Source organism: Hyphomicrobium sp. LHD-15, assembly GCF_031157355.1.
GTDB lineage: Bacteria > Pseudomonadota > Alphaproteobacteria > Rhizobiales > Hyphomicrobiaceae > Hyphomicrobium_C.
In genome coordinates this window covers 1,303,865-1,321,695 of sequence record NZ_JAVIFT010000001.1, presented here as the reverse complement: position 1 = coordinate 1,321,695, position 17,831 = coordinate 1,303,865, and the positions used below count along the sequence as shown (strand labels likewise).

Annotated in this window: 18 protein-coding genes; 8 read left to right on the top strand and 10 right to left on the bottom strand. The window is 61.3% G+C overall.

The genetic code is table 11. The annotated features are described in order from the left end of the window. Positions 1-165 precede the first annotated feature (165 nt). The 6 genes from pqqA to RCO24_RS05910 are packed head-to-tail and all read left to right on the top strand — an operon-like array spanning position 166 to position 4,135. Complete coding sequence (pqqA, locus tag RCO24_RS05935) at positions 166-282, top strand: pyrroloquinoline quinone precursor peptide PqqA (RefSeq protein WP_308960615.1); 117 nt, start codon at positions 166-168, stop codon at positions 280-282. 42 nt (positions 283-324) lie between these two features. Further along, on the top strand, positions 325-612 hold the full coding sequence (gene pqqD, locus RCO24_RS05930; RefSeq protein WP_308960613.1) for a pyrroloquinoline quinone biosynthesis peptide chaperone PqqD: 288 nt from the start codon (positions 325-327) through the stop codon (positions 610-612). Then, entirely contained in the window at positions 581-1,723 is a 1,143-nt protein-coding gene (pqqE, locus tag RCO24_RS05925) for a pyrroloquinoline quinone biosynthesis protein PqqE (protein WP_308960611.1), read from the top strand. Before pqqD ends, pqqE begins: the two co-directional genes overlap by 32 nt. 18 nt (positions 1,724-1,741) lie before the next feature. Next, on the top strand, positions 1,742-2,248 hold the full coding sequence (locus tag RCO24_RS05920) for a hypothetical protein (protein ID WP_308960609.1): 507 nt from the start codon (positions 1,742-1,744) through the stop codon (positions 2,246-2,248). A 16-nt stretch (positions 2,249-2,264) separates the two neighbouring features. After that, on the top strand, positions 2,265-3,338 hold the full coding sequence (gene serC / locus RCO24_RS05915; protein ID WP_308960607.1) for a 3-phosphoserine/phosphohydroxythreonine transaminase: 1,074 nt from the start codon (positions 2,265-2,267) through the stop codon (positions 3,336-3,338). A 2-nt stretch (positions 3,339-3,340) separates the two neighbouring features. Beyond that, positions 3,341-4,135 (top strand): dihydroorotate oxidase, encoded by a 795-nt coding sequence (locus tag RCO24_RS05910; protein WP_308960606.1) that lies wholly within the window; start codon positions 3,341-3,343, stop codon positions 4,133-4,135. Positions 4,136-4,142: 7 nt separating this feature from the next. On the opposite strand, the gene RCO24_RS05905 is transcribed toward RCO24_RS05910, so the two are convergent. Genes RCO24_RS05905 through RCO24_RS05890 form a run of 4 tightly spaced genes read right to left on the bottom strand, consistent with a single transcriptional unit; the run spans position 4,143 to position 7,624 of the window. Continuing rightward, on the bottom strand, positions 4,143-5,129 hold the full coding sequence (locus RCO24_RS05905; protein WP_308960605.1) for an FAD-dependent oxidoreductase: 987 nt from the start codon (positions 5,127-5,129) through the stop codon (positions 4,143-4,145). 20 nt (positions 5,130-5,149) lie between these two features. Then, positions 5,150-6,046 carry a U32 family peptidase gene (locus RCO24_RS05900; RefSeq protein WP_308960603.1) on the bottom strand — a complete coding sequence of 299 codons (897 nt, stop codon included), beginning with the start codon at positions 6,044-6,046 and terminating at the stop codon, positions 5,150-5,152. 22 nt (positions 6,047-6,068) lie between these two features. Next, positions 6,069-7,070, bottom strand: coding sequence for a peptidase U32 family protein (locus RCO24_RS05895; RefSeq protein ID WP_308960601.1), 1,002 nt, complete (start codon positions 7,068-7,070; stop codon positions 6,069-6,071). Further along, a complete protein-coding gene (locus tag RCO24_RS05890) occupies positions 7,067-7,624 on the bottom strand; it encodes an SCP2 sterol-binding domain-containing protein (RefSeq protein WP_308960599.1) in 558 nt (185 codons plus the stop codon). The genes RCO24_RS05895 and RCO24_RS05890 overlap by 4 nt, the downstream gene beginning before the upstream one ends. A gap of 121 nt (positions 7,625-7,745) precedes the next feature. Here RCO24_RS05890 and RCO24_RS05885 point away from each other — a divergent pair, with 121 nt between their 5' ends. Together RCO24_RS05885 and RCO24_RS05880 are read left to right on the top strand one after the other, a co-directional pair. Beyond that, complete coding sequence (locus RCO24_RS05885) at positions 7,746-9,272, top strand: UbiD family decarboxylase (protein WP_308960598.1); 1,527 nt, start codon at positions 7,746-7,748, stop codon at positions 9,270-9,272. Then, positions 9,272-9,844 carry a UbiX family flavin prenyltransferase gene (locus tag RCO24_RS05880; RefSeq protein ID WP_308960596.1) on the top strand — a complete coding sequence of 191 codons (573 nt, stop codon included), beginning with the start codon at positions 9,272-9,274 and terminating at the stop codon, positions 9,842-9,844. The genes RCO24_RS05885 and RCO24_RS05880 overlap by 1 nt, the downstream gene beginning before the upstream one ends. A gap of 34 nt (positions 9,845-9,878) precedes the next feature. Here the strand turns inward: RCO24_RS05880 and RCO24_RS05875 are convergent, their stop codons facing one another. From RCO24_RS05875 to RCO24_RS05850, 6 genes are read right to left on the bottom strand one after another with little or no spacing between them, the layout of a single operon-like run. After that, positions 9,879-10,199, bottom strand: a complete 321-nt coding sequence (locus tag RCO24_RS05875) for a hypothetical protein (RefSeq protein ID WP_308960595.1) — start codon at positions 10,197-10,199, stop codon at positions 9,879-9,881. A gap of 9 nt (positions 10,200-10,208) precedes the next feature. After that, positions 10,209-11,042 carry a peptidylprolyl isomerase gene (locus RCO24_RS05870; RefSeq protein WP_308960593.1) on the bottom strand — a complete coding sequence of 278 codons (834 nt, stop codon included), beginning with the start codon at positions 11,040-11,042 and terminating at the stop codon, positions 10,209-10,211. 6 nt (positions 11,043-11,048) lie between these two features. Next, complete coding sequence (gene narI / locus RCO24_RS05865; protein ID WP_308960592.1) at positions 11,049-11,789, bottom strand: respiratory nitrate reductase subunit gamma; 741 nt, start codon at positions 11,787-11,789, stop codon at positions 11,049-11,051. A 10-nt stretch (positions 11,790-11,799) separates the two neighbouring features. Further along, a complete protein-coding gene (narJ, locus tag RCO24_RS05860) occupies positions 11,800-12,546 on the bottom strand; it encodes a nitrate reductase molybdenum cofactor assembly chaperone (protein WP_308960590.1) in 747 nt (248 codons plus the stop codon). Beyond that, complete coding sequence (narH, locus tag RCO24_RS05855; RefSeq protein ID WP_308960589.1) at positions 12,546-14,066, bottom strand: nitrate reductase subunit beta; 1,521 nt, start codon at positions 14,064-14,066, stop codon at positions 12,546-12,548. The genes narJ and narH overlap by 1 nt, the downstream gene beginning before the upstream one ends. Further along, the gene (locus tag RCO24_RS05850) at positions 14,063-17,830 is read right to left on the bottom strand and encodes a nitrate reductase subunit alpha (RefSeq protein WP_308960587.1); all 3,768 of its coding nucleotides are present in this window, start codon (positions 17,828-17,830) and stop codon (positions 14,063-14,065) included. Before RCO24_RS05850 ends, narH begins: the two co-directional genes overlap by 4 nt. Between the last annotated feature and the right edge of the window lies 1 nt (position 17,831).

Sequence of the window (17,831 nt, the reverse complement as noted above, 5' to 3'; positions counted from 1 at the left end):
GTCCCGCGCGAGTAGCGCAGGTCATCACTTGACCGTGAGCGCGTCCAGTTTCCGCGCTAAGCGCACCCGTCGATTTAACAAAAGTCAAAAGGCCGCAGCGGGCCTGCGGGGATAGTGCGCATGGGGTCGCAACGACCTTTCATACGATAAAAGGAGGAAAGCCCGATGACATCCCTCACTCCCGCCTGTCTTGAAGAAAACGTCACGCTCACTTGGGTCGCGCCCGCCTACTGCGACGTGCGTCTTGGCTTTGAAGTGACCGCCTACGTGTACGTTCGCTGACGGGGGATAGGCCGAAAACGGTGCCGTATTCGGGAGGAGCGCATGGAAATTGAGAGGCGGATCAGCCCCGATGATGTGGTCGAGCTCAATCCAAACTACCACTTCCGATGGGAAGAGCCGCAACAGGCGCATGTGCTCCTCTACCCCGAAGGCATCGTGAAGCTGAATCAGACGGCCGCCGCGATCCTGGAGGCGTGCACGGGTTCGTCGTCCATCGCGGCCGGAACCGAAGAGCTCTCACGCCGATATCGACGGCGCGATCTCAGCGCAGAGGTTCTCAAGTTTCTGGAGGTCGCCCATGCCAAAGGCTGGATCCGGGTTAAGTCTTGACGGCTTGGGCATGCCGCTCTGGCTCGTAATTGAGCTGACGTACAAGTGCCCGCTCAAATGCCCGTGGTGCAGCAATCCGGTCGACTTCGACCGTTATCGCAACGAGCTGACGACGCAGGAGTGGAAGTCGGTATTGCGGGAGGGGCGTCGCCTCGGTTCGCTGCAGCTCGGGTTCAGCGGCGGCGAGCCGATGCTTCGGCGCGATCTGGAGGAGCTTGTCGAAGAGGCTGATAGGCTCGGCTACTACACGAACCTGATCACATCTGGCGTAGGGTTGAACCCGAAGCGGCTTCGTGCGCTCAAAAAGGCGGGGTTGAAGCAGATTCAGCTCAGTCTTCAGGCCTGCGATCAGGAGCTGAACGAGAAGCTCGTTGGGCTCGATGTGTTCGACCACAAGATTTCGATCGCACGCACGATCAAGGCCGAGGGCTTCCCTATGGTCCTGAATGTGCCGGTAAGCCGCTACAACATCGATCAGACCGAAGCGTTCATCGAACTCGCGGCGGATCTCGGTGTCGAATATGTCGAGTTTGCAAACCTGCAATACTACAATTGGGCGCTTTTGAATCGTGCCGAGCTGCTGCCGACGCGCGAGCAACTCGCGCGATCGGAGGCGCAGGTCAACGCGGCTCGCGAGCGTCTGGGCAAGAAGCTGACGATCTACTTTGTCGTTCCGGACTATCACGACCAACGTCCCAAGGCCTGCATGAACGGCTGGGGTTCGATTCATTTGACGATTGCGCCCGACGGCACGGCGTTGCCCTGCCAGGAAGCACGCCTCATCAAGGGCATCGATTTTCCGAACGTCCGCGAGCACGGGCTGGATTGGATCTGGAATACGTCACCCGGCTTCAACCAGTTCCGCGGCGACACCTGGATGAAGGAGCCTTGCCGGAGCTGCAGCGAAAGGGAGAAGGACTTCGGCGGTTGTCGATGTCAGGCCTTCTTGCTGACGGGGGATGCCTCGAACACGGATCCTGTCTGCGCCAAGTCTCCCAACCGACACCTTATCGACGATCTGATCAGCGGCGCGGAGAAGCGCGAGAGCTGCGGCTCCAAGCCATTGATCATGCGCGAAGGCGGTTATCCGAGACGAACGGACGTCATTTGACGCTCAACCGGGGAACAAATGGAACTCGGCGGGATCGATATTGCGGCACGGCTTCTTCACGTCGCAGGCGTGATCATCTGGGTCGGACACAACTGGGTGAACGTGGTCCAGACGCCGGTGTTTCGGCGCGTACTGCCGGCCGATCCACCGGAGGCGGCACGCGCGGTCTTCATCGGGGCGTCCAAACGCGAGCATGGCATCTTTCGTCATGCGTCTCTGGTCGTTCTGATGACTGGCCTCTACATGCTGTGGCGTCGCGGCGACGTGATCGATGCGCTCACGCTATCCGGAGCTTCCGGCACCATCGGTCTGGGTGCGTGGTTCGGAACGCTCATGGTGGCGAACCTGTGGTTCGTGCTGTGGCCGCACCAAAAGAAGGTCCTGGGCTTCATTCCGGCCTCGACCGAGGAGCGTCTGCGGTGTTCTCGCATCACGTTCGTGTCCTCGCGCATCAATACCGTGCTCTCCGCGATCACGCTTCTGCTCATGATTGGCGGTGCGCACGGCATTCTCCTATTCGGCTGAAGACAGAGGTTGGCCCGTGAAGGTTGTCAGTTTCTCTTCGGCCGCCTCCAAGCTGCCTGATGATGTTCTGGCGGCTCTCCGTGACGATATTGGCGAGTGGCGCAGCTCAGGAGTTTCGGCGCTGGAGCTGCCGTTTACCGGGAAGGAGTTCGCCGACATCGCGGCGTCTGCCGAGCACGATCTCAGGGCTCTACTCGATCTTCCGGAGTCGTACCGTGTGCTCTTTCTCCAGGGCGGAGCGTCGGCGCAATTTTCGTTACTTCCCATGAACCTTCTGGGAGACAAGAACAATTGCGACTATGTGCAGAGTGGGTATTGGTCGCGACGTGCGTTCGAAGCGGCGTCACCATACTGCAACCCGCGTGTGATCGCCCTTGGCAGCGAGAGCGCGCTTCCGGAGCCCTCGACATGGGACCGGTCTCCAAACGCCGCCTACTGTCACTACACCACGAACGAGACCGTCGACGGCTTGCAATTCCAATCCTATCCCGAGGACGTTGCCGCTCCACTGGTCGCCGACATGACGGCCGATTTCCTGACGCGTCCGATCCCCGTGGAACGCTTCGGATTGATCTATGCGAGCGCTCAGAAGAACCTCGGTGCGGCGGGACTCACGATCGTAATCGTGCGGCAGGAGCTCCTTGACCGCGCTCGCAGCGGGACACCGGCGCCTTTCGACTATGCGCGCCAGGACAAGTCCAATTCCCGAGTCAATACGCCGCCGACGTTCGCCGTCCTCGTGGCCGGAAGAATGCTGGCGTGGCTTCGCGAACACGGTGGGCTTGCGGCTGCTGCGGCAAGGAACAAGGTGAAGAGTGCCAAGCTCTATGCAGCAATTGACGAGAGCGGCGGGTTCTACAGTTGCCGAGCATCGCCACGGCACCGCTCGTCGATCAGCATCTGCTTTCGACTTCCTGATCCTGCACTCGATCTGACATTCGCCGAGGAAGCGCAGGCGACAGGACTTTGCCACCTGCGTGGCCATCCCGAGGTGGGGGGGCTCCGTGCGTCGCTATACAACGCAGTTGCCGAGGACGCCGTAGACGCGCTCGTCAGCTTTATGTCCGATTTCAAGCGCCGGAGAGGTTAGCGATGCGCGCACGAGGTAAGAGGCGCAATCATCCTGGTGGCCAGATCTCCTGGTCGACGGCGGCTGGTTCGGTGGCAAACCGATCGGTGAGCGTGATGGGTCTCGCATTTGCGAATCCACTGGGCCTGGCGGCCGGAGTCGACCGGACGGGAGAGCTGGTACCGTCGCTTTGCTCGCACGGGTTCGGGCATGTGGAGGTTGGCACCATCACGCAGGAAACGCGGCTCGCGGGTTCACTCGGGCGATCCATGTCCGGAACGATTGTCGGAGCCAATATCGGCAGCGCGCTGCCTGGGCTCAGCGAACAGGTGATCGAAGATTACACGACGACGTTAAGGCAGGTGGTCGGTCTCTCCGACTACGTCGTCGCGAACCTCAGTGCCCCGGCGCTACATCGGGACGGCGATATGCCGGGTATTGAGAAGCTCGTGAAGCGCCTCAGCGCGGTGCGAGATGTGCTATCCGCGGTCGTTGGACGTCGTGTGCCGCTGCTTCTCAAACTCGCGGCGGGATCGCATGGAACGAACTTCCCAGCCGCGATTATGGCCGCGCGCGTGAGCGGCCTCGATGGGATCGTTCTGGTCTCCAACTGTTTGAGCCGCATCGGTGCGATCTCGACCTACCTCGACGGGCTTGTGGTCATTTCCGTTGGTGATGTCAGATCGGCCGATGACGTACGCGCGCGGATAAACGCCGGAGCGGCGCTTGTCCAGGTTCACAGCGCGTATGCGAACGGGGGCTCAGCGCGGATCCGGCGCATACTGAAAGAGCTCACGCCGACGACGCGTTACCCTTGAATGCATATCACTCCTCGGCAATGAGGGGACTGAGGACGACACTGCCCGCGAGATAGTCAGCGACCAGCTCTGCCAGGGCCGGAGCAAGCAGAAATCCATGCCGGTAAAGGCCATTCACGATGATCTGCCGACCGCGCACGATAACCCTTGGGACGTTATCGGGAAAAGCGGGCCTTACACCGGCATCGATTGCCACGATGCGCGCGCCGCCGAAAGCGGGATGGATGGCATAGGCCGTGGCGAGAAGATCGAGCGCCGAACGCAACGTCACGGGGCCTTTCTCGTCGCTCTCGATAACGGTCGCGCCGACCATGCAGGTGCCCATCTCCCAGGGAACAACGTAGAGCGGCGTGCGCGGGTGCAGAAAGCGAATGGGGCGTTTGAGAGATATGTCCGAGTTTTGAATGATGAACCGTTCGCCCCGGACGCCCCGAAGCGACGTGATATCTTGGCTCGCTCCCATCCCCCGGCAGTCGATGACGTAATCCGCATCGCTATCGGACCAGTCGTAGTCGAAGGTGATCCGTGCTCCGAGACGGCGTATCGTTCGTAAAAGAAATCCAGCTGCCGCCGCCGGCTCTACATGTGCCTCCTCCGCATAGAAGAGCCCGGTCCTGAAGCGCTTGGCGAGGTCGGGCTCCAGATTCGCCAACTCCTCGGAATTGATCGTTTGATGTCCCTCGGTCAAACGCGAAAATCGGATGAGCTCGCTTTGGTCGCTGGGATGCGCCACAACCAGCGTGCCATTGCTGACGACGCCAGAAAACGTCGCGCGCCAGATATCGAGCGATCGCAAGCCAAGATCCTGGACGATGGGCGGAGCGGTCTCTCGCTCGCAATAGGGCGCCAGCATGGCTCCAGCGTAGGCGCTGGCCGCCTTGCTGAATGGATTTTTGGCGCGATCGACGAGATGAACGGTGTAGCCGCGGTAAGCTAGAGTATAGGCCTGCCACAAGCCGGAAATGCCGGCGCCGACTACCGTGATCGAGGGCATTTTCATCTCACTGCATGGCCTCATTCCATGACATAGAGCGCTCCGTCGGTGTTGTGCACGAAGCCGTTCGAAAATGCCGTATCTGGAGCGATTGTGCGCAGGAGGCGCAGGGCGTGTTCCGGATCGCAGTGGTCATCGAGAACGTCGCGGAAGACGCGAGATACCGCGACCATGTCGCAAGTCTGCGGTGAGAGCCGCAGAGCGGATACGCCGATATCTCGGAGCTGTCTCGTTTCGCAGATCAGATTGCAGTAGGAATGCGAGAGCGTCTGCACGCCGTTGATGGCAAGGAACTTCTCGTCGTCGAGTGTGTCCACGCGAAGTCCATCCGGATCGTTCTCGCAAACGAATTGGCAAGAATCCTTGGTCCGGCCGTGCAGGCGCGCATGGTAGCAGCGGGCCGAGACCGCAAGTGGAATACGGCCGAATGCCCACACCTCGATATCGGTTTCGGGCGCGGCGGCGGCGATGGCGGCAATCGAGGGCATCGGCAGTTCGGGAGGAAGTACGATTCGTCGCGCGCCACCGTCCGCCAGAAACAAGGCGGTGGCTTCGTTATAGACATTGATGAAGGGGCCGATGGCGTGCGGCCGGCCGTCGAGATAAGGGATCATGGAAACGTCATTGACTTCCACCATCTGCGACGCATCGGCCAGCGCGGCGCAGTATCTCAACTCGCGCTCGAGAGTGGGCAGCGCCAGCGAGCTCAAGATCACGCTCTTGCCGCCCCGCTCGAGGCGCTCGATCACGTCCGGGAGCATCCCGGAGAAGAACGGCTGGCGCTTCGAACAAACGACCTCGCCGATGTAGACGATATCGATGGGAGCCTCATCGGCGATGCGCGCGTAGAAATCGCTCCATCTGTCGATCGACCAGTTGAAAAGCACCGGCCCGAGGGTCAGCGATATCCGAGACATGTCCGAAGTCCTAAATCGTGGCTCATCGCCAAGCTTTCTTGTAGGCGCCTGCCGTGACGGTTTGCCCTTCCGTCATCAATGCAAGAGAGTCGATGGGATCCGGCCGACCACCGTTAAGGGCGTCCAATGATTCTCGAAATGCGCTGACAACGGCCTTGATATAGGCGCGGCTGCGCTGCCGTCCCTCGATCTTGATCGCTCGAACGCCGGCCTTCTTCAATCCGGGCAGAAGTGGGCGCGCGTCGAGGCTGACTGGCTCCTCGAACAGGTAGCCCTCTCCGACGGTCGTCTTGAAGCGCCCCTTGCAGAGCGTCGGATAGCCGACAGGTTGATCGGGGGTGAAGCGGTTGATCGTGAAGTCTCCGAGACGAGAAACGAGACTGCCGCTATCCGCGCGATAGCTGACATGGCTCGCTGGAGAGCAAACGCCGTTTATGTTCGGCGATTTTCCGGTTGCGTACGAAGACAGCGAACACCGCCCTTCCGTCATCACGCAAAGGCCGCCAAACGCAAACGTCTCGGTTTCGCAAGAGATCGAGCGCGTAACCAGGGCGATCTCAGCCAAGCTTAGCACGCGCGGGAGGACGACACGTTTCACGCCGAAGGCCTTTTCATAGTAGGTGATGGCGGCGGAACTGGCTGCCGCAGCCTGTACGGACAAATGCAGCCGGAGGCCGGGATGAGTCCGGGCCGCATAGCTGAGAAGCCCGATATCGGCGAGAATGACGGCATCTGCCGCAAGTGCTGAAGCGTCGTCTATGGCGTGGCGCCACGGCCCGGGATCGCCGGCCCGCGCGAACGTATTGATGGCGATCAGCACTTTGGCGCCGCGCGCGTGCGCGTAGTCGATCGAGGCCCGCATCTCGTCACGGCTGAAGTTGAGACCGGGAAAGTTGCGGGCATTGGTTTCGTCGCGGAAACCGCAATAGACCGCGTCCGCGCCCGCATCGATGGCCGTCCGGAGAGCCGCCGGTGTCCCCGCTGGACAGACAAGCTCGAGCGATTGGGCGTCAATGGCCGTCACTGTGCAGCCTCTCGGTTGTGTCTCGCGTTGGTGTGAAGGGCGGTCCACAGGTGCGCGATGCTTTGCGCGGCCCTGCTGAAGGGCATGGCATAAGGGCCTAATGTCGCGAGGGCTTCTCCGAAGAGGTCGACACCCGCATTGTCGACCGCATTGCGAAGCGCTAGCACCGCCTCGATGTCGCCTTCGACGATGAGATCGCGCGAGAAGAACAGGGCGTCACCGTCGTAGTCGCCGTCGACGAGGCCTATCAGCGCGAAGAGCGGACCGCAGATGCGTGCCGCGACGGTTTCGCCGTCGAGGATTCGCTCGACCCGCAAAATCATGGTGCCGTCACGAGGCTCTAAGACGATGATGACCGGGACGTCGCTGGGACAGATCGCGACGCGACGGCGCTCAAATCCGGAGAGCCGGTCGACAAGATCGGGATGACGTTCAAGAATGCCGGCCAGAAGACGCTCGAGTGCAACCTGCAACGGCAGCAGGGGCAGTGGGCGTACGACCCATGCCACGATACCTGGCAAGCGTAGAACGTGTTGCGATGTACGCTGGAGCATGGTGCCTCCCGTGATTTCCGTTTTAGACGGAACCGCGAGATGTGCGCTTAACCGAGGTTAAATACGCGCAGGACAGGCCGGTGCTTAGTGATCCGCAAGCGGCACGTGGAGAGGGGCCTCGGTGCGGGAACTGCCGAAATTTCGCGATTTGCGCGCCTTTCTGAGCTTTCTCGACGCGAAGAATGCGCTCGCACGTGTCAGCGAGCCAGTCTCGGTTGTGCACGAGATAACGGAAATACACAGACGAGTGCTCGAGGCGGGCGGACCGGCCATTCTGTTCGAACGCCCCATTCGCGCGGACGGCATGCAGTCGGACGTTCCGATCCTCGTCAATCTGTTCGGCACGGTAGAGCGGGTGTCATGGGGACTGGGTATCGCGAAGGGCGACATCCGCCGTCTCGGCGAGCTTCTCGGCGCGCTACGAGAACCAGATCCGGTCGATGGGTTTCGTGACGCACTTTCCCGCTGGCCCATGGTCAAGGCGGCATTGAACATGAGGCCAGCGTTCGTGAACCATCCCGTGGTGCAAAAGAGGGTGCACACCGGGCGGGACATTGCGCTTGATAAGCTTCCTATCCAGGTGTGCTGGCCGGACGAGCCGGGGCCGCTTGTCACGTGGCCGCTGGTGCTGACGCGTCCGCCGAACGAGGAGTCCATTTCACACTACAATGCGGGCGTCTATCGCATGCAGGTGGTTGGATCCGACCAGGCCATTCTGCGGTGGTTGGCACATCGCGGAGGCGCTGCTCATCATCGCCTGTGGGCGAGCGAAGGTCGCGATATGCCGGTCGCTGTGGTGATCGGCGCCGATCCTGCAACCATTCTCTCCGCGGTACTTCCGCTCCCCGAGGTCATTTCCGAATTGCGTTTCTCCGGCATTCTACGGGGGGAACGTCCGAGGCTTGCGCGCTGTGTGAGCGTGCCGCTGGTGGTGCCGGCCGATGCCGAGTTCGTCATAGAAGGGTTCGTCTCGTCGCATGAAACAAGACCCGAGGGACCGTTTGGCGATCATACCGGCTATTACAATTCCGTGGAGTCGTTCCCTCTGATGCGCGTCACCGCCATCACCAGTCGTCACGATCCAATCTATCTCTCGACCTACACGGGGCGTCCTCCCGATGAGCCATCGGTCATTGGACAGGCACTGAACGAGCTTTTCATACCTATCCTGCGGCGGCATCTTCCCGAGATTGTCGATTGCTGGCTTCCTCCCGATGCGTGCTCCTATCGGATGGCGATCGTCTCGATCCGCAAACGCTACGCTGGTCAGGCACGCCGCGTGATGATGGCGTTGTGGAGCCTCCTCATGCAGTTTTCCTACACAAAGGTGATTGTTGTCGTCGACGAAGACATCGACGTGCGCAACTGGCGGGACATCTCATGGGCGCTTGCAACACGCATGGACCCATCCCGAGACCTGACGGTGATCGATCGCACGCCGATCGACTATCTTGATTTCGCATCCCCGGTGTCGGGGCTTGGCGGCAAACTCGGGATCGATGCCACTACAAAAATCGGTACGGAGACGGATCGCGAATGGGGACGTGTGCTCGCGATGGATGCTCAGGTTGTCGAGCGCGTGAACGAGATGTGGGAGCGTCTCGGACTGTGCGATGACGTGAAGCGAGGTGTCGCCGGAGATCGCTGATGGATGCAAAACGTGTTGTTCTGGGGGTGAGTGGAGCATCCGGCGCCGCCATTGCTGTTCGGATCGGGGCAATTCTGGCTGAGCTTCGGGGACTGGAGGTCCATCTGGTCGTCTCACAGGCGGCCGAGCGGACACTTGCTCACGAGGTCGGACCGGACGCGTTGCGTTCGCTCGAGCAGGTGTGCGCATATCGACATTCAATCGTCGACATCGGGGCGTCGATCGCCAGCGGTTCTTTCCGGACGGCGGGCATGATCATTGCCCCTTGCTCTATGCGGACGACCTCCGCCATCGCATCCGGGGTAGCCGACAACCTTCTGACACGGGCGGCGGATGTTCATCTCAAGGAGAGACGTCGCCTGGTACTCGTCGTGAGGGAGAGCCCCCTTCATCTCGGCCATTTGCGTGCGATGCAGGCAGTGACGGAGTACGGCGCCATCGTTGCGCCACCCGTAGCATCCTTCTATCTCGCTCCAGCTACGATATCCGACATCGTTGAGCAGATCGCGCGTCGCACAATTGATCTCCTGTCTCTTGACGGACCGGCCTTGGCCGTGCCCTGGCGCGGTTAGGGCGTGTCCGCTCCGTGTGCAATGATGACTCGCGTCACCCCGTGGCCATGGCGGGTTTGCAGTCTCGGCACGTGTGCTTGTTGTCTTGCAGGACGACTTCGAGCATGCGCCGAAGCGCAGCCATTCCGGGATCGGAGGCTTTGCTTGCGACCGAAACCAGGCCGAGCCATTGCTCGTCGCCCGCGGAGGCAATGAAACGGCCGACCGCGTCATACGCCCAGGCGCCGACATCGGTATCGGCGCCTTTCGCAGCGGTCTGTACGCGGGACATCAGGGCCAGATCATTCATCTCGAGCAAGATCTCGAGAACAACTGACTGGTCGTCGAAGCGGGATAGGAGTGTGCCGAGCTGCATGATCCCTCCTTATGCCACACGCAGATCGGCTGGCGTGGGCAGTGCGACGCCTTCGATTTCGGACTGAGCGGCGAGGCGGGAGACGTACTGCGCGACCGCAATCCTGTGAACCCGATCGGCAAGGTAGTCCGCAATGCGCTCTTGCACGAATTCGAACGGAAGCTCCTTGCCAGCGATTTTGCGCTCCAGCTTGATGATGTGAAAGCCGTAGCGGGTTTCGATCGGACGCTCCGTCATTGCGCCCGGCTCCAGAGCCGAGAGAGCGGCTTCAAACTCGGGTGTAGTCTGACCCGCGGTGAGCTGGCCAAGGTTTCCGCCTTGGGAGCCCGATGGGCAGGCGGAATGTACCCGCGCCAGCTCGGCGAAGCGCCCCGGCTCGCTTTTCAGGATTTCGAGCGCTGCGTCGGCCGCAGCACGCGCCCTGTCGAAGGAGAGGCGCTCGTCCTTGCGGGCGGCGAACAGGATATGCGCGGCTTCGTAGATGTCAGCTGAGCGGAACCGGCGCCGATTGCTTTCGTAGTAGCGGAGGCAAGCCTCCGCATCCGCCAATGGTGTCGCCACTTCCCGTTCAACGAGGGTGCGGATCATAGCCTCTTCTTCGGTCTCACGGCGGCCCTGTGCGTCGGACAAAGCCCCGGCCGCGATGCCGAGCCGCCGCGCCTCGTTGAGCAAGAGCGCGCGGACCACGAGGGCCCGGGCCGCAGCTGTCCACGCTGCGAGTGGTGTCGGCGCCTTGTGGTTCTGCGCCTCGCGCGAGATGACGTCGTGAGCAATGGCGAGGCCGTTGACCGCGACGCGCTTGCGAGGTGCGGTTACGAGATCAGTTTGGACTGAGCATCCCATGATGGTTCACTCCGCAGGTTGTTGCCGTGGCCGGGGCATAGCCGGCCGATGTCCGTTCGCGCCGGAGCGCGAGCGAACGACCTGATATCCGCGCCGTCCGAGGTACCAGACGGGCGCGCTCCACACGTGGACAAGTCGCGTGAATGGGAAAACCAGAAACACGGTCATGCCGAGGAACAGGTGCGCCTTGAAGATCGGATGCGCGTCGGCGATCAGACTTGAGACGCCGGGCTGTAAGGTGAGAATGCCCTGCGCCCACGTCATGAACCGCACCATCTCGTGGCCGTCGAGATGATCGAGGGAGACGACAATGGTGGCGAGGCCGAGCGTGAGCTGGACATAGAGCATGAGCAGCACGGCGATATCGCCGAAGGATGACGTCTTCCTGATGCGCGAGTCGAACAGGCGCCGGTGTACGAGCAATGTCATGCCGACGAAGCACGCGACACCGGCGATACCACCGACGACGATAGCCATCATCTGCTTGAATTCGTGCGAGATGCCGAGGCCATCGAATATCCAGATCGGCGTCAGCAGGCCGACGAAATGACCGGCAAAGATGATCAGGATGCCGACATGGAACAGGTTCGATCCCCACGAAAGCTGACGCTTGCGCAGCATCTGACTTGACCCCGACCGCCACGTGTATTGCTCGCGGTCGAAACGCGCCAAGGACCCGAGCAGGAACACGGTGAGACACAGGTAGGGGTACCAACCGAATACGACGTAATTGATTGCCTCGCGCATTGTCGCCTCCTCAAGCGCGGTTTGATGGGGTGTGGGTCACGACGGGCCGCAGCGTTGGCTGCACCGGCATGTCCGGCGCGGGCCGGCGTCCAGCGCGGATCTTTGCAGCCAGTCCGTCCGTGTCGCAGGCTGCATCGGAGCTCGGACCGAACTTGACCTCCTCGTCGAGCCAGGCTGCGTCGAGCGCGACAAGATCGTTCGGATCGTCATCGGGTGCAGACAGGATCGCCTTCAGGACTTCCGCATCGGGCTGTTCCTGTGCCAGGCTCTGAAGGGCCGAGAAGACGGACGCGTAGCTGGATTGGCGTTTCTCGAGACGCTGGCGGATCGCTTCCAGAATATGAACGGTTTCGCTCAGGTGCTGGCGCGCTTCCGTTTGCGGGATTGCGGACAGAAACTCCAGGAACAGCGGAATGAAATCCGGAAGCTCCGAGGTGCCGATGGCAAGATCGTGCCTGTCGTAGAGCGCCGCGAGATCCACCATGGCCTGGCCTCGGTCGCGGCTCTCGCCGTGAACATGCTCGAAGAGATGGAGCGAGAGCGATCGCGTACGATCGAACAGCAGCACATAGCGCTCCTGCAGATCATAGAGATCGCCTTCCGCGACCTCCTGCATGAAATCGCGGAGGGCACGCCGGGCATCCTCTGGGAGCAGACCCTCGGTCTCGACGGCGGCCTGCAATTCTGGAAGTGCGGACTGCAACGCTGCGTCGGGATAGGACAGCAGGGCCGAAATCGTCTTGAGTGTATATCTCATCACGAAACCTCCATCGGAGTCTTGGCGCGTTTAGGAACGCCAAAGAGGCTCTGCTCCGTTCGCCCGTCCGAGCAGCCGTTGCCGAACGAGAAGCCGCATGAGCCTCGAATGTCGTAGGCATCCTCGCCGAGTTCACGGTGCGCAGTAGGAATGACGAAGCGATCCTCGTAATTGGCTATGGCCATCACGTGGTACATCTCGTCGATCTGCGCAGCGGTAAGCCCCACCTTTCTCGCGATGCTCTCGTCGATCACGCCGTCGATGGTTTTGGCGCGCATGTAGGCGCGCATGGCCAGCATGCGCTCGAGACCCAGGGCCACCGGCTCCTCCTTGCCGGCGGTCAGCAGATTGGCGAGGTACTTGAGCGGAATGCGAAGGCTGCGAACGTCGGGCATCTCTCCGTCGTGGCCGATCTTGCCGGCCTCCGCAGCCGACTGAATGGGCGACAGCGGCGGCACGTACCAGACCATCGGAAGGGTCCGGTATTCAGGATGGAGCGGGAAAGCGACCTTCCATTCCATCGCCATCTTCCAGATGGGCGAACGCTTTGCGCCTTCGAGCCAATTGTCGGGGACGCCGTCGGCGCGCGCCTGCCGGATGACCTCAGGATCGTTGGGATCGAGAAAGACCCCAAGCTGTGCCTCGTAGAGATCCTTTTCGTCGGGTGTGCTCGCCGCTTCCTCGATGCGGTCGGCGTCATAGAGGACGACGCCGAGGTAGCGGATGCGTCCTACGCAGGTTTCGGAACAGACTGTCGGCTGCCCGGCCTCGATGCGCGGATAGCAGAAGATGCACTTCTCCGACTTTCCGCTCGACCAGTTGTAGTAGATCTTTTTATACGGGCATCCTGAGACGCACATGCGCCAGCCGCGGCACTTGTCCTGGTCGATAAGAACGATGCCGTCCTCCTCGCGCTTGTAGATCGCGCCCGATGGGCACGACGCGACGCAGGTCGGATTGAGGCAGTGCTCGCACAGCCTCGGCAGATACATCATGAACGTGTTTTCGAACTGTCCATAGATGTCCTTCTGGACTCCTTCGAAATTGTAGTCTTCCGAGCGCTTCGCGAACTCGCCGCCGAGGATTTCCTCCCAGTTCGGGCCCCATTGGATCTTCTCCATGCGCTCGCCGGTGATGAGCGAGCGAGGACGCGCCGTCGGGAACGCCGGCAGCTCCGGCGCCTTCTGCAGGTGCTCGTAGTCGAAGGTGAAGGGCTCGTAATAGTCGTCGATCTCGGGCAGATCCGGGTTGGCGAAGATGTTGGCGAGAACCCGCCATTTCGAGCCGATGCGCGGCTCGATCTTGCCGTTCTTCTTTCGGACCCACCCGCCGTTCCAGCGACCCTGGTTTTCCCAGTCCTTGGGGTATCCGATGCCGGGTTTGGTCTCGACATTATTGAACCACGCATATTCCATGCCTTCGCGGCTGGTCCATACGTTCTTGCAGGTGACGGAGCAGGTGTGACACCCGATGCATTTGTCGAGGTTCAGCACCATGGCGATTTGAGCGCGGACTTTCATTCTGCTGCCTCCGCAGTGGGGATTTTGGGAAGGGCGCTCGGCTGATCGGCAGTCGGTGTGTCGAGCCAGTCGATCTCGGCCATCTTGCGCACGGCGACGAACTCGTCGCGGTTCGAGCCCACGGTTCCGTAGTAGTTGAAGCCGTAGGATTGCTGGGCGTAGCCCCCGATCATGTGCGTCGGCTTCAGCACGGCGCGTGTCACGGAATTGTGGATGCCGCCGCGCTGCTTGGTCTGCTCGGAGCCGGGCACGTTCACGATCTTCTCCTGTGCATGGTACATCATGCACATGCCTTCCTTGACCCGCTGGGAGACGACAGCGCGAGCGACGAGTGCGCCGTTGCTGTTGAAGGCCTCGATCCAATCGTTATCGACGATGCCGCCTTTCTTCGCATCGACTTCGCTGATCCAGACGATGGGTCCGCCGCGCGACAACGTCAGCATCAGGAGATTGTCGGTGTAGGTCGAGTGGATGCCCCACTTCTGATGTGGCGTGATGAAGTTGAGCACGACGGGCGTATGACCGTTTGGCTTGCGGTCAAGCACGGGCTGCACGGTCTTGGTATCGATCGGCGGACGGTAGACGCAGAAGCCCTCGCCAAATGCCCGCATCCAGAGGTGATCCTGGTAGAGCTGCTGGCGGCCGGTAAGGGTGCGCCAGGGGATCAGCTCGTGGACGTTGGTGTAGCAGGCATTGTAGCAGACCTTCTCCGACTCGAGGCCCGACCAGATCGGCGAGGAGATGATCTTGCGCGGCTGGGCGACGACGTCGCGGAAGCGGATCTTCTCGTCCTCTTTCGGGATCGCGAGATGCGTGTGGTCGAGCCCCGTGAAGTCGCCGAGCGACGCCCAGGCCTTGACCGCGACCTCACCGTTGGTTTCCGGCGCAAGGGTCAGAAGAACCTCCGCCGCGTCGATATCGGTGTCGATGCGGGCCAGTCCCTTGGTTGGACCGGGTTCGGTGACGACGCCGTTGAGGTGTCGCAGGAACTCGACCTCGTGCTGCGTGTTCCAAGCCATCCCCTTGCCGCCGTTGCCCAGCTTGTCCATGAGCGGCCCAAGCGACGTGAAGCGCTTGTAGATGTTCGGATAGTCGCGCTCGATGACTGTGATCTGCGGCATGGTCTTGCCGGGGATCAGCGCCACCTCGCCGCGTTTCCAGTCCTTGACGTCGAGTGCCTGCGCAATCTCGCCGGCCGTGTCGTGCATGATGGGTGTGAGCACGACGTCCTTCTCCACCCCCAGCACTTCGGGCGCGACCTCGGAGAACGCTTTGGCTATGCCCTTGTAAATTTCCCAGTCGCTCTTTGCCCCCCAAACCGGATCTACCGCAGCAGTCAGCGGATGGATGAAGGGGTGCATGTCGGAGGTGTTGAGATCGTTCTTCTCGTACCAGGTCGCCGTGGGCAACACGATGTCGGAGTAGACGCAAGTCGTCGACATGCGGAAGTCGAGAGTGACGAGAAGATCGAGCTTCCCTTCCGGCGCGTCATCGTGCCAGGCGACCTCGAGCGGCTTGTGGCGCCCGTCCTGGCCAAGATCCTTACCCAATACGCCGTGAGACGTGCCGAGCAGGTGCTTCAGAAAATACTCGTGACCCTTGCCCGATGAGCCGAGCAGGTTGGAGCGCCAGACGAACATGTTGCGCGGCCAGTTTTTCGGATTGTCGGGATCCTCGCAAGACAGCTTGAGCTCTCCAGAGAGAAGCGCCTGAGGAACATAGTCCTTGACGTCCTGTCCATTGGACGCAGCCTTGGCCGCGATCGAGAGTGGATTCTGCTCGAGTTGGGGAGCCGAGGGCAACCAGCCCATCCGCTCGGCGCGCACGTTGTAGTCGATGATCGCGCCGTCCCATGGCCCTGGAGGCGCCGTCGGAGACAGTATCTCCTTCACATCTAGAGTCTCGTAGCGCCACTGGTCAGTGTGGGCGTAGAAGAACGAGGTGGCGTTCTGCTGGCGTGGCGGCCGGCCCCAATCGAGCCCGAAAGCGAGCGGCGTCCATCCCGATTGCGGACGAAGCTTCTCCTGTCCGACATAGTGCGACCAGCCACCTCCGGATTGCCCGATGCATCCGCACATCACCAGCATGTTGATGACGCCGCGGTAATTCATGTCCATGTGGTACCAGTGGTTCATCGCGGCTCCGATGATCACCATGGAACGGCCACGAGTCTTTTCGGCATTGCGTGCAAATTCGCGCGCAACGGTGATGATCTGGTCGCGCGGAACCCCCGTGATGGTCTCGGCCCAGGCAGGTGTGTAAGGGACGTTCTCGTTGTAGTCGGCGGTCACGTGAGCGCCGCCGAAACCGCGATCGATTCCGTAGTTCGCAACGAACAGGTCGTACACGGTGGCGACGAGCGCTTCACCATCGGCAAGCTGCACCTTCTTGACCGGAACGCGGCGTTCGAGAACGCTCGGATGATCCGTGCCGGTGAAATGATCGTGCTCGATGTTGCCGAAGTAGGGGAAGGCCACGTCGACAAGATCGTCCCTTGCCTCTGCCAGCGTCAGCAGTAGCTTCGTATCACGACCGTTCGCATCCTTTTCTTCGAGGTTCCATTTGCCTTTCTCGCCCCAGCGGAAGCCGACCGAGCCCGACGGCACCACGATCTCGCCAGAGGTTTCGTCGTAGCCGACCGTCTTCCATTCCGGGTTGTTCGTCTCGCCGAGGCCACCCGCGAAGTCGGAAGCGCGTACGAGCCGTTCCGGCACAAGCTTGCCCTTGTTGTCTTTCACCAGCCGGACCAACATCGGCATGTCGGTGTATTGGCGCACGTAGTCGCGGAAATAAGTCGCCTGCCGGTCGATGTGGAACTCGCGCAGGATGACGTGTCCCATGGCCATGGCGAGAGCAGCGTCGGTTCCCTGCTTTACCGAGATCCACATGTCTCCGAACTTGGACGCTTCCGAATAGTCCGGGCAAATTACGACGCTCTTGGCGCCGCGGTAGCGGGCCTCGGTGTAGAAGTGAGCGTCCGGTGTGCGCGTCTGCGGCACATTCGAGCCCCAGAGGATGAGGAAGCCGGAATTGTACCAATCGGCTGATTCCGGAACGTCGGTCTGCTCGCCCCATGTTTGCGGAGAAGCTGGCGGCAGATCGCAGTACCAGTCGTAGAAGGAGAGGCACACACCCCCAAGCAGCGACAGATAACGGGCTCCGGCCGCATAGGAGACCATCGACATGGCGGGGATCGGCGAGAAGCCAGCGATTCGATCGGGGCCGTGAGTCTTCACCGTATAGGCGTTGGCCGCGGCGATGATCTCGTTCACCTCGTCCCAGGTGGCGCGCACGAAGCCACCATGGCCGCGCTTCTTCGTATAGGACGCGCGCTTCTCCGGGTCTGACACGATCGAGGTCCAGGCAGCCACGGGTGTCCGCGATGCTCGCGCGTCGCGCCACAGCTTTAGGAGCCGCGAGCGGACCAGCGGATATTTCACGCGATTACCGGAATAGAGATACCAGGAATAGCTGGCCCCTCTCGCGCAGCCGCGCGGCTCGTGATTTGGCAGTTCCGGACGCGTGCGCGGGTAATCGGTCTGCTGCGTTTCCCAGGTGACGATCCCGCCTTTGACATAGATCTTCCACGAGCACGAGCCGGTACAGTTTGCGCCGTGCGTCGAGCGGACGATCTTGTCGTGCTGCCAGCGCTTGCGATAGCCATCCTCCCAGCGGCGGTCCTCTTGCGTGACCACGCCGTGGCCGTTGGAAAACTCGTCAACGACGCGGTTGAAGAACGTCAGGCGATCGAGAAAGTGGCTCATC

Bases quoted from the DNA above. Each gene is read 5' to 3' on its own strand.
- narH (WP_308960589.1), bottom strand. From the start codon at position 14,066: ATGAAAGTCCGCGCTCAAATCGCCATGGTGCTGAACCTCGACAAATGC.
- RCO24_RS05880 (WP_308960596.1), top strand. From the start codon at position 9,272: ATGGATGCAAAACGTGTTGTTCTGGGGGTGAGTGGAGCATCCGGCGCC.
- RCO24_RS05850 (WP_308960587.1), bottom strand. From the start codon at position 17,830: ATGAGCCACTTTCTCGATCGCCTGACGTTCTTCAACCGCGTCGTTGAC.
- pqqE (WP_308960611.1), top strand. From the start codon at position 581: ATGCCAAAGGCTGGATCCGGGTTAAGTCTTGACGGCTTGGGCATGCCG.
- RCO24_RS05875 (WP_308960595.1), bottom strand. From the start codon at position 10,199: ATGCAGCTCGGCACACTCCTATCCCGCTTCGACGACCAGTCAGTTGTT.
- narJ (WP_308960590.1), bottom strand. From the start codon at position 12,546: ATGAGATATACACTCAAGACGATTTCGGCCCTGCTGTCCTATCCCGAC.
- RCO24_RS05910 (WP_308960606.1), top strand. From the start codon at position 3,341: ATGCGCGCACGAGGTAAGAGGCGCAATCATCCTGGTGGCCAGATCTCC.
- pqqD (WP_308960613.1), top strand. From the start codon at position 325: ATGGAAATTGAGAGGCGGATCAGCCCCGATGATGTGGTCGAGCTCAAT.
- RCO24_RS05870 (WP_308960593.1), bottom strand. From the start codon at position 11,042: ATGGGATGCTCAGTCCAAACTGATCTCGTAACCGCACCTCGCAAGCGC.
- RCO24_RS05890 (WP_308960599.1), bottom strand. From the start codon at position 7,624: ATGCTCCAGCGTACATCGCAACACGTTCTACGCTTGCCAGGTATCGTG.
- narI (WP_308960592.1), bottom strand. From the start codon at position 11,789: ATGCGCGAGGCAATCAATTACGTCGTATTCGGTTGGTACCCCTACCTG.
- RCO24_RS05905 (WP_308960605.1), bottom strand. From the start codon at position 5,129: ATGCCCTCGATCACGGTAGTCGGCGCCGGCATTTCCGGCTTGTGGCAG.
- RCO24_RS05920 (WP_308960609.1), top strand. From the start codon at position 1,742: ATGGAACTCGGCGGGATCGATATTGCGGCACGGCTTCTTCACGTCGCA.
- pqqA (WP_308960615.1), top strand. From the start codon at position 166: ATGACATCCCTCACTCCCGCCTGTCTTGAAGAAAACGTCACGCTCACT.
- RCO24_RS05900 (WP_308960603.1), bottom strand. From the start codon at position 6,046: ATGTCTCGGATATCGCTGACCCTCGGGCCGGTGCTTTTCAACTGGTCG.